This window comes from uncultured Brachyspira sp. (assembly GCF_949287625.1).
Lineage (GTDB): Bacteria > Spirochaetota > Brachyspiria > Brachyspirales > Brachyspiraceae > Brachyspira.
Genome location: NZ_CASEGO010000183.1, coordinates 1 through 2,688, shown reverse-complemented (window position 1 = coordinate 2,688; position 2,688 = coordinate 1). Strand labels below are relative to the sequence as shown.

Annotated in this window: 4 protein-coding genes; 2 read left to right on the top strand and 2 right to left on the bottom strand. The window is 20.2% G+C overall.

Features of this window, described 5'->3' with window-relative positions:
• Window positions 1-74: 74 nt before the first annotated feature.
• Both Q1X91_RS15390 and Q1X91_RS15385 read left to right on the top strand, forming a co-directional pair.
• Window positions 75-680, top strand: coding sequence for a glycosyltransferase (locus tag Q1X91_RS15390; RefSeq protein WP_300759463.1), 606 nt, complete (start codon window positions 75-77; stop codon window positions 678-680).
• A gap of 257 nt (window positions 681-937) precedes the next feature.
• On the top strand, window positions 938-1,216 hold the full coding sequence (locus Q1X91_RS15385; protein ID WP_300759461.1) for a hypothetical protein: 279 nt from the start codon (window positions 938-940) through the stop codon (window positions 1,214-1,216).
• Window positions 1,217-1,219: 3 nt separating this feature from the next.
• Here the strand turns inward: Q1X91_RS15385 and Q1X91_RS15380 are convergent, their stop codons facing one another.
• Complete coding sequence (locus tag Q1X91_RS15380) at window positions 1,220-2,206, bottom strand: DUF2157 domain-containing protein (RefSeq protein WP_300759459.1); 987 nt, start codon at window positions 2,204-2,206, stop codon at window positions 1,220-1,222.
• 11 nt (window positions 2,207-2,217) lie between these two features.
• A complete protein-coding gene (locus tag Q1X91_RS15375; RefSeq protein ID WP_300759457.1) occupies window positions 2,218-2,538 on the bottom strand; it encodes a hypothetical protein in 321 nt (106 codons plus the stop codon).
• Between the last annotated feature and the right edge of the window lie 150 nt (window positions 2,539-2,688).

Genomic DNA, 2,688 nt, shown 5'->3' with positions numbered 1-2,688 from the left:
ATAATAATATATTTTCATTCTACTCTATATATAAAAATGTTATATTGTTTAAAAACTATTTATGGAGATATTAAATGAAATACCACTGTGAATGTGAGCAATGTAAAAATAACGAGTTTAATCCAGAAGACTATATAATAAAAAAAGACGATTTTAAAATTTTAGATAAAGAGAGACCTTTAGGTATATCAGGGCATTTAAGGGTAAAAGATGAAGCTATGAGTATAGCTGAATGCATTGATTCATGTATAGAGGCTTTAGATGAACTTATTATAACATACAATAAATCAAGTGACAATACAGAAGAAATATTAAAAGAATATGAGAAAAAATACCCAGATAAAATAAGACTTTATTTTTATGAACCTAATATTATAAAATATAATAAAGATGAATATAAAACTAAATATTCTGAACTTCATTATTTCTATTATTATAGTAATTTCGGTTATTTAAAAATAAGATATAAATATTATTTTAAGATAGATGCTGATCAAATTTATTTTACAGAAAAAATATTGAAAATAAGAGAAGCTTTACTTGCAGATATAGAATTATCTAGTGATATTAGAAAGCTTTTAATGATAGAAAAAATAGCATGGTACATACCTATAAAAAAATTAAGAAATAATTTAAAAAAGCATTTAATAAAAAAGAAGATTATCATTATGATGGTATAGAAAATATTTTAAGTTTTAGAGATTTCATTATTTATAATAGGTACTTACATAAAAATAGTTGTTCTTTTGAACTTGGAGGAATTAATCTTATATTAAATAATAAAGAATTATTATTAAATACTGATTTTATATTTAATGGATTAGTTGGAGATACAGCTATTTTTATTCCAACATCAGAAAATAAATACCATCTTCTTACTAACGGTTTAGAACATCTTAATACAAAAGATAATAAATGTAATATTGGATTTATTTGGGTGCATCTTGGGGATTTAAAAAGAAAAAAAGTATTACAAAATAATGATAATATTAAAGTATTAGATATAAGCAGCTTAAAATGGGAAAGTATAGTAAAATATACTGAATTTGTTAAAGAAAAAGATTTGTTTACGTATAATAAGCATATAGATTTTGGAAAAAAGTATTTTGACATAGATAAAATATATGTTAATGATGAATTATATAATAAATATTTAATCAATCCATTAGAATATGCAATAAGATATTATGATAAATTTTCAGAAAGAGACTGGTAGTATTTATCTGTATCTTATAATACGCTCTATTATTATACCTATTAATAGAGTTGATAATCCTAATATAATGAAGAATATCCAAGTATTCATTCTTAAATAAAAATATTCAAAGTATCTTATATACATATTAAGTATGATAAAAAATATTGAGTATTTTATAATAGAATAAATTTTTAATTTGTATCCTATTATGAGAGTTATGATATTTGATAATAGAAATAATGAACTATATATAATAACATATGGATTTCCATATTCTTTAAGAATTATTGCATAACTGTAATTACCAAATGATGACATAAATGCTAATATAATATTTAAGTATAATAATCCTATTGTGTAATATATAGATGAAAATTTTAAATATTTATCTCCAAGTTTTTTATTTATATCCGTTATACCTATTAAAAATATAAATACACTTGTTGTTATAAATCTTATATAGTTATTAAGCATTAAATCAATTGAAGATATATCAAAACCTTCAAGCCCATACCAAGTTATTAATCCTATTATCGCTATTGAAAGTACGGCATAGTTTTTCTTTATATATGCTATTATAAAAAATAATATAATACTTATAAGAGATAAAAGAATAAAATTATTCTTATTATGAGTTATTATGTACGACACTGTAAAAATAAATGCAGATAAAAATATTGAAGATACTGCTATTATAGCAGAAGAAGTTTTCGGCATATATATTTCTTTTCTTTTTAGAATCTCGTCAGCTATAAATCCAGACAAAAAAAGCATAGCAAATAAAAAGGCTATAAAGTAGATAGAAAATATATAAAAGCTTATAAAAGATATAAAGCCTATAGAAACCATTATAATACCTGTTATCATTATAGCTCTTATTATAGGCTGAAAATCTATATAATCATCTTTATATTTATTTGATAATATTTTAAACTGCTCTTCTGTAATAATATTATCTTTATTCCATTTTTTTAATTCTCTTAATATAAATCTTTTTTTACTGCTCATAATATATTAAATTAATAATCTTTCAATATTTCTTTTCTTATATATTTTATATTATCTAAAGTATATTGTGTATAGTCGTTATCATCAGATTTCATTGTTCTTAATACTCTTAAATATTTTATAAAGTTTTTAAAACTTTCAATTAAATTTTCTGGAACAATTATTTTTATATCTTCTTTTATATCATAATTAAAATCTTCGCTGTTTTCATCTATTATTATAGAGCAAAACTCATTTTTATTTTTAAAAAATTCTTCCAAATTATCATTTTCTAAATAGTTAATAAGCTCATCTAATTTATCGGTTATCAATTTTATATTTTTGTTATTCATAAATTATCCAATTATATAAATTATTATTTTTATTATTATTGCTAATAAAAATTGTTCGCTAAAAATGTATAGCAAATAAATTTGCTATACGCTCACAATTTTTATATTTGGCTTCTAGTATTTAAAAATTATTATTTTAATACTTTAATA